The following is an 8,055-nucleotide window of genomic DNA, read 5'->3' on the forward strand; positions in this document are numbered from 1 at the left end:
GTAAAATTATAATGCCTGAAATCAAGTGATTTTTCAAATATTTATTGTTCTTCCCTGGACTGACCCTGATGGTCGATATTCTTGGAGATATTGTAGATGATCCCGAGCATCACCATGTTGATCACCAGCGACGAGCCGCCAAAACTGATGAAGGGCAGGGTCACGCCTGTGGTGGGAAAGAGCCGGACCGTGACTCCGATGTTGATCAACACCTGCAACAGTAATGTATTCATGATGCCGATCAGCAAAAGGAACGCGAACTTGTCCTTGATCGCGATAATGATGCGGATCATCCTGTGCATCAATAATACATAGAGCAGGACAAGCATGCCTGCACCCACGAATCCCAGTTCCTCGCTGATGATGGAGAATATGAAGTCAGTGAACGGATCAGGCAGATAATTGAATTTCTGCAGGGAATTTCCCAACCCCACCCCGAACCAGCCGCCGGATCCGATGGCGATTAAAGAGTGAATAATGTGGTAGCCGCTGCCGTATGGGTCCTGCCAGGGATCAAGAAAACCCGTGATGCGCTGCCAGCGGTATGCAGCAGTCCGCATGTGGTGAAAAGCCACGACTCCTATCAGCAGTAAGCTGCCGGTGAAAATGCTCAGGCTGAGCCCATTGAAAAAAATGATGATCATGGCCAGCATGCCGAGCAGGAATGCGGTGGAAAAATTAGGTTCCTTCAGGATCAGGAGGCAGGTGATACCTACTACTCCGCAGGCATGCAGATAGTCGACCGGAGCGGTTTTCTTTTTGGAAAAAAGGGCAGCCAGATAGAGGATGATTGCAAGTTTTGACACTTCAGAAGGCTGGAACTGGATCGGACCCAGCAGCCTGATCCAGCGGGTTGCACCCCCGATCCTCGGGGCAAAGCTGGGAAAGATGAAAATGGCGGCCAGGGTGAACAGAGAAAAAGCGAAGAGCGGGATGGAATAGTTGCGGAGTTTCTGATAGGGAAAGTTGGCGAAGAAAATAAAGAAAACCAGAGAGACGGAAATCGCGATCAGGCTTTTTTTCAGGAAGTAGTTGCTGTCGTGAAACCGCTCGTAGGCATAGATATGGCTGGAGCTGTAAACCATCACCAGCCCGGTGGCGAGCAGAGTGAGGATGATCCCCAGAATATACTTGTCTCCGCTTGCGGATACTCTCATTTTGCCTCGTTGGAGTTCAGGAAGCAGTTGATGGTTTCCAGATCTGAATATGGGTAACGCACTCCTTTGATTTCCTGGTAGTTTTCGTGACCTTTTCCGGCGACCAGCAGGATGTCCCTGCCCTTGAGCAGTGAGAGCGAAAAGCGGATTGCTTCCTTGCGGGGCTGCTTGACAAGGAACGAACGGAATTCAGCCGGAAAACCGTCCACGATTTCCGAAGTGATGATCTGAGGTTCTTCAAATCTGGGGTTGTCGTCCGTGACTATCACAAAATCGGAATAGGCGGCAGCAATTTTGGCCATCTCAGCCCGCTTTCCCCTGTCCCGGTTGCCGCCGCAGCCGAAGACGAGGTAGAGTTTCTCGCCGGGGATAAGTTCTCTGAGCGTAGCCAGTACATTCTGGAGGCCTTCGGGAGTATGGGCGTAATCAATGATGATGTTTTTGTCAACTGCCTGAGCAACTTTTTCAATCCTGCCGGGGACTCCCTGAAAATTTTTAAGATTCGAAAAGACCGTTTCCGGGGAAATGTCCAGCTTCAGGCAGCAGGCTATTGCCAGCAGCGAATTAAAGACATTGTATTCACCGAGTAGAGGAATAGCATATAAATGACCGCCGATTAAAAAACGCGAGCCTGAAAGAGAGAGTTCCACTATCTGAGCGTAAAAATCTGCCTGCTGATCGATCAGAGAGCATGAACAGGGTTTCCTGCCTGCGCTGCAAAGGAGAGAGTGGATTTTTTTTCCGGTGGAATCGTCGGTGTTGAGAAAATACATGCACTTTTTACGCTGATAGGACAGGGAAGAAGTGAACAGGGAGATTTTGGTCGCCTCGTAATCTTCCAGAGTGAGATGATAGTCCAAGTGGTCCCGCCCTAAATTGGTGAAGATCAGGGCATCGAATTCCAGGCAACCGAGCCTCCCCATCTTGATCGCGTGAGAGGTGGTTTCCATGATGAAATGCGTGACTCCTCTGCGGGCAGCCAGGTTCAGGTAATAATAAATCGTGGACAGATCAGGAGTTGTGTTACTGGTGGGGAAGAGTTCATCGTTCACCCGGATGTTGGTAGTACCAAGCCGGGCAGAATTTTTAAGCACATTTTCCAGCAGGTAGGTGGTGGTTGTTTTCCCGTTGGTGCCTGTGACTCCGATCACAGACATTTTGTGTTCAGGATAATCATAGAAGAAGGGGAAAAAGTCCGGCAGGAAGTCGACAAGAGATTCGCAGATCAGCACAGGTACCGGATAGCTTTTCTCTGGCTGGATGTCTGACAGGATCGCTTTCGCTCCTTTGCGGATGGCTTCTTCAGCGAAATTCCAGCCATTGCTGCGCTGCCCTTTCCTGGCCACGAAAATCCAGGGATCCTCTGGGATCAGGTTTGAGTTCTCGGATATCCACTGAAGATCCAGATCTTCCCTTTGATTAATAAACTTCAGTTGTGGATACTTCTCCGCTAGAGCCTTGAGTTTCATAATCATTCCTTTCAGATGCTGATGACAACCGGATTTCGATTTCCGAGGTCGGTGTGATTTTAGTCCCTCCCGGAGGGATCTGGAATTCAACCATGCCATGACCCTTGATCTGGATGGGATTTTCCCAGTCTTTTAATAAATTTACCACTTCCTTGAGGGTTTTTCCAATGAAGTTAGGCATGGTGTTATGGCCTTTGCTGTAAAGTTTTTCATAGAGCGAACGTTCGCCAAGATAAAGATTGACGTCCACGTTTTCGCTGACTGGAGAGCCTGCTCTGGGAAGCTGGAAGATCACCAGATCTCCGTCGCCCATCAACTTGAATTTAAGGGTACTGCTCTTTCTCTCCATTTCAACTTCCTTGAGGCTCAATCCCACAAAATTGGGAGTCAGAAGGGGTACAGTTGCCACTTCAGCTGCTGGACGTTCGATTGTTTTCGGGAGTATCGGGAAAATTTCGAGATAGCGCAGGATTTTTTCAGCGATCTCCGCGAATACAGGGGCAGCAATGTAGCCGCCGGTGTGCGATTTCTCCGGATTCGGCTCTGCTATCTGTATGTAGGACAAGATCCTCGGATTGTCGCTGGGAGCAATTCCGATGAAAATCGAAAGATATTTGTTTTCCGTATATCCGCCGACTCCCGCAATCTGCGGGGTTCCGGTCTTACCTGCGATCTTGTAGCCCTGGATACTAGCGCGTTTGCCGGAACCCTTGGCTATGACCGATTCCAGCATCTGCATGATTTCTCCGGCGATTTCAGGTTCGAGCACCTTATGTTCTATCTGAGGTTTAAACTCCTGAATAGTCTCACCCCTGGAATTCAGGATTTTTTCCAGCAGCATTGGTTCCATCAGGATCCCCTGGTTGGCGAAGACGCAGAAAGCTCTTGTCAGAGACAGTCCGGTCACAGCAATGGCGTTGCCGAAAGAAATCGATGCCAGATCACGTTTGTACCATTTTTCCCAGGGGATCACTAAAGATGACATCTCCCCGGGCAGTTTGAGAAACGAAGGGTCTAAGAATCCGAAAGCCTCGATGAATTTGTAAAGATTCTTCTCTCCCAGCTGGAGTGCCACCTGGCTGATGCCGGGGTTGCAGGAAAAGGCAATGATGTCGCTTGGGATAAGGTCACCATGGGCTGAAAGGCAGCGGATCGGTTTGCCGGGATCTCCGGGTACCATGAAACTCCCGTCACAGTGGAATGTTTCGTCAAGCTGGATACAGTTTTCCGTCAAAGCGCCGGACATGGCGACCGGTTTGAAAGTGGATCCTGGTTCGAAAAGATCGGTGACGATATGGTTTTTATAGGCGTTGGGGGAATAATCGTGGTAATTGTTGGGGTCGAAGTAGGGAAAATTGGCCATGGCCAGAATCCGGCCGGTTTTCGGTTCCATCACCAGGATCTGGCCGCTGACCGCTTCGTGCGTGGTGCAGGCTGACTCCAGTGCGGTTTCGCAGATGTTCTGGATCACGCTGTCGATGGTGAGCACAATCGAAGGGCTTTGATCCTCATCAAGTTTCGCCTCCTGGTCTGGGGAGGAATAGATGAATTTGCCTGCGATGATATCGTTGTAGCGATATTCCAGACCTTCCAGTCCTTTGTTGTCGAGGATGTCCATGTCGTCCATGCCGACAAAGCCAAGCAGCTGACCCGCCAGGTATTTTTCCGGGTAACGGCGGGCATATTCACGTTTGGAAAAAACACCCTCGAATTTCGTTTTGGCAAGAGCCTCATGCTGCTCGTCAGTCATCTGGCGTTTCAGCCAGTAAAATCTGGACCGTTTGAGTGAATCCAGTTTGGCCTGAAGCTTGGCCGGATCTGTTCCGATGGCAGGGGCATAGAGTTCAAGGAATTTTTTGCGATCAGCCGGTTTCCATGTGGAAAAATCCTTGGGGTCAATGAACACGGAATAAACTGGTTCGCTGGTAGCCAGTTTGTTCAATTTCACGTCGAAAATATCCCCGCGGCGTTTACTGATTTTAAGGCTGCGGCTGTATTCGTTCTTCCCGAATTCCAGCCATTTGTCGTGCTGGATTATCTGCAGCTGATAGAGCCTGAAGTAGATGATGATGAACGAGAGATTCATTGCGATCAGAAAGATTAACAGCCTCGGCAATGAAATGAATGGAGAAACCCTTTTTTTCATTTCGGGGGTCTGACGATGAACTGGATTTTTTCAGGGTATACCATCTGCAGGCGTTCTTTGGCGATTTTTTCGATGTTGCTTACGGATGATTCCTTGTTGTACTTAATTTCCAGCTGGGAAAGACGTTTCTGCAGCTCCAGGTTTTCCTTCTGACAGTTTTTATACTGGAAATTCTTTTCCACTGCGATCGTTCCTTCCCATATATAGAGCAGCAGGAGAAAAGAGAACAGAATCAGTCCTGTAATATAGACTGAAATTGATTTTCGAGAAAACACCGAATCTTTTCTCATGTTTCTGTCTTACTTCCCAGATATTCCGCCACTCTCAGGCGGGCGCTCCGGGACCTGGGGTTTAGGCTGATTTCGTTCTCATCCGGAAAAATGCATTTTCTGGTGATGAGAGACATTAACTTTATACCACCGCAGCGGCATTCTGGCAACTCTTTGGGGCAGGTGCAGCTTCTACTTTTATCGCGGAAAAAATTTTTCACGATTCTGTCTTCAAGGGAGTGATAGCTGATGATTGCGATCCTGCCGCCGGAATTGAGGAGACGCTGTGATTTGGAGAGCAGCGTTTCCAGATTTTCCAGTTCATGGTTGACTGTGATTCTGAGCGCTTGGAAGATCTTGGTGGCAGTATCGATCCTGCCTTTCTGAAAATGATAGACCCTGTGAACCAGTTCTGCGAGCTGAACTGTGGAGACGATTCTGCTTCGCCGTCGTTCTTCTTCAATGGCTGTAGCGATTTTCCAGGCTTTTGGTTCTTCCCCGTATTCTCTGAAAATCCGTGCCAGATCTTCCGTGGACCAGGTGTTTACGATTTCCTCGGCTGTCTGCAGATCCGGATCCATCCTCATGTCGAGTGGGCCATCCAGCCGAAAACTGAAGCCTTTTCCCGGCTGGTCGAGCTGGGCTGAGGAAACACCAAGGTCGGCGAAGATACCATCCACTTTAGTGATTCCACGTTCGATGAGATGAAAGTCGATTTTCTGGTATGTGCCAAGCACAGCCTCGAATCTCTGATCATTTACTTTCAATCTCGCTTCGGAGCAAGTCTCGGGATCAGATTCAATTCCAATCAGTCTGCCGGATTGGCCGAGCCTGGATAAGATCGCGGAACTGTGCCCGCCGAATCCCAGCGTACAATCCACATAGATTCCCTCCTGTTTTACGACCAGATGAGAAATCACTTCGTTGACCAGTACGCTTTGATGTCTGGAAATATCCAATTTCATTATATTCTGAGATTTTCAGTCGAAATCGATTTTTTCTGCGTTCTTTTCGTAGTTTTCGATTGCCTCGCGGAAGTATGGCTCCCAGTTCTCCTTGCTCCAGATCTCGATTTTCGTCCCTGCTCCGATGATCACCACTTCCTTAGTGATGCCGGCTTTTTCTCTGAGATTCAGAGGTATGGTGAATCTTCCCAGAGAGTCTGTCTCCACTTCGCATTTTCCGGAGAGTATGACTCTCAGAAACTGCCTGTTTTCACTTTTCCTGTCTGACAAACTGCTGAGCTTGTCGAGATATTTCCGCCATTCATCGAGGGAAAAAATGACCAGGCAGGAATCCAGGCCGTAATTGACCACGAATTTGTCACCCAGTTGTTCGCGGAAACGGGAAGGAAGGATCAAACGGCCTTTCTGATCGATGTTGTGGGTGTATTCACCAGAGAACTCTGAAATCATAGTTTTTACCTGACATATGTTTGGCTTCTAACCCCACTCCGCTGTGCTGCGGGGGTAAGAAGCTGTAATTCCATCCGAGCTTTGCCGGATGGAAACATCTTCTAAAAGTCGCCGGGGAGAAGGATAACGGTTTAAGGAATTCAAACGGGCGTTTTTGCGGGCGATTCAAGCGGGCAGCGGTAGTGGTCCCCGGCATCCACAATTTACCACAATTTACCACTTGATTGCCACTAGCTTCCACAGGATAAAAAAAATGAGAATTAATGTAAAGAAATATTTTTCTAATACCTCTTAACCTTCCGGCTTCCTTATCTCACGGCCGCCTTCCGGCCGCCGGACCTTTTATCCTGACCCTTGCATTTGAGCCGGCCATTTTATACAATTTCAGAAAACAATTCCAAGTAATCTTAGGGGGCATAATGAAGAAACTGCTGTTGCTGATAATCATGGTCTCTTTGATTTTCACTGGCTGCAAAAGACGTGGTGAAGAGGAACCCAGAACCATCACTCCCAAGTCCGAGGTTCTGACCGAGCCGGAAAAGGAAAAAATGTACCAGGCCGGTGTCAAAGCTTATAACGAAAATAATTACCGTGCAGCCAGACAATATTTTTACTCTATCTGGCAGAATGACAAATCATACCAATCCGTCACCGACTATTATTTCAACTCATCTTACAACCTGGGTGTTTCACTGAAGGATCGAAAAAAGCAGAGGGACAGTCTGGAATTCCTGAAAGAAGCTCACAGTATCGCACCTGACAATGCGGAGGCTAAAAAGGCTCTGACCGAGGTTCTGGATTATCTCTCCAAACACGAGAAGAATGACAGCAGAAAGCTGGAATACCTTGAGGAAGCCTATCAGATCAATCCGGGCGCTGATCTCGCGCTGCAGGTCTATGCCCTCAAGGAAAAATCGGGAAAGAAAACGGATGGTCTGGAACTGCTTGAGAATTACCTGTCACAGAACGAGTTCGATAAAAAAGTCTTTCTGACCCTAGTCCGGAACCTGATCGACCAGGATATACTCAAGGCTTTTGAGATTTACCAGAATTATCAAAGCAAATTCTCAGGAAGCGACCCGGAGATCGCAGCCCTGGACGCGGAGCTCCAGAAAAAAGTCAAGAACAATTACCAGGGTCTCGCCCGGCTTGAAGCGAACAAGAAAAACTGGGACGGTGTGATCAATTATCTTGAAAAAGCCAGAGCTGCAGGGCAGGAAAATGTCAAGGTGCTTGCTTTACTCGGAGAAGCATACCTCAATCAGAAAAACGATGCCAAGGCTTTTGAAGTTTTGCAGAAAGCCCTGGAACTCGATCCCCAGAATCTGGAAACCCTGAAATTGATGCGCCGTGTTTATCAGGAACAGAATAACCAGGAAAAGTTGTTTCAGATCCAGAAGAAAATCGTTGAACTCATGCCCACAGACATTGACGAGAAGTTCAACCTGGTGGAACTCTATACCCGTCAGGAAAAATACGCTGAAGCCATGGACCTGGTGACAGAGATAATTCAAAAGAACCCTGATTATCTGCCGGCCCAGGAAAAGAAAGCGTACATTCTTTTCCAGCAGGGTAATTATGCCGAAGCCAAGAAGATCT

7 protein-coding genes are annotated in these 8,055 nt (G+C 48.3%); 1 reads left to right on the forward strand and 6 read right to left on the reverse strand.

The window, feature by feature from the left end:
* Nucleotides 1–41: 41 nt before the first annotated feature.
* From ftsW to mraZ, 6 genes are read right to left on the reverse strand one after another with little or no spacing between them, the layout of a single operon-like run.
* On the reverse strand, nucleotides 42–1,157 hold the full coding sequence (ftsW, locus tag PHW04_08970; protein ID MDD2716011.1) for a putative lipid II flippase FtsW: 1,116 nt from the start codon (nucleotides 1,155–1,157) through the stop codon (nucleotides 42–44).
* On the reverse strand, nucleotides 1,154–2,626 hold the full coding sequence (locus PHW04_08975) for a UDP-N-acetylmuramoyl-L-alanyl-D-glutamate--2,6-diaminopimelate ligase (protein ID MDD2716012.1): 1,473 nt from the start codon (nucleotides 2,624–2,626) through the stop codon (nucleotides 1,154–1,156). Before PHW04_08975 ends, ftsW begins: the two co-directional genes overlap by 4 nt.
* Nucleotides 2,577–4,772 carry a penicillin-binding transpeptidase domain-containing protein gene (locus PHW04_08980; protein MDD2716013.1) on the reverse strand — a complete coding sequence of 732 codons (2,196 nt, stop codon included), beginning with the start codon at nucleotides 4,770–4,772 and terminating at the stop codon, nucleotides 2,577–2,579. Before PHW04_08980 ends, PHW04_08975 begins: the two co-directional genes overlap by 50 nt.
* Nucleotides 4,769–5,062 carry an FtsL-like putative cell division protein gene (locus PHW04_08985; protein MDD2716014.1) on the reverse strand — a complete coding sequence of 98 codons (294 nt, stop codon included), beginning with the start codon at nucleotides 5,060–5,062 and terminating at the stop codon, nucleotides 4,769–4,771. Before PHW04_08985 ends, PHW04_08980 begins: the two co-directional genes overlap by 4 nt.
* Nucleotides 5,059–6,006, reverse strand: coding sequence for a 16S rRNA (cytosine(1402)-N(4))-methyltransferase RsmH (gene rsmH, locus PHW04_08990; GenBank protein ID MDD2716015.1), 948 nt, complete (start codon nucleotides 6,004–6,006; stop codon nucleotides 5,059–5,061). The genes PHW04_08985 and rsmH overlap by 4 nt, the downstream gene beginning before the upstream one ends.
* 15 nt (nucleotides 6,007–6,021) lie before the next feature.
* A complete protein-coding gene (mraZ, locus tag PHW04_08995; GenBank protein MDD2716016.1) occupies nucleotides 6,022–6,456 on the reverse strand; it encodes a division/cell wall cluster transcriptional repressor MraZ in 435 nt (144 codons plus the stop codon).
* A 419-nt stretch (nucleotides 6,457–6,875) separates the two neighbouring features.
* Between mraZ and PHW04_09000 the strand changes: the two genes are divergently transcribed.
* A partial coding sequence (locus PHW04_09000) for a tetratricopeptide repeat protein (protein MDD2716017.1) occupies nucleotides 6,876–8,055 on the forward strand: 1,180 nt, incomplete at its 3' end.

The sequence above is a fragment of the Candidatus Wallbacteria bacterium genome (genome assembly GCA_028687545.1).
Taxonomy (GTDB): Bacteria; Muiribacteriota; JAQTZZ01; order JAQTZZ01; family JAQTZZ01; genus JAQTZZ01.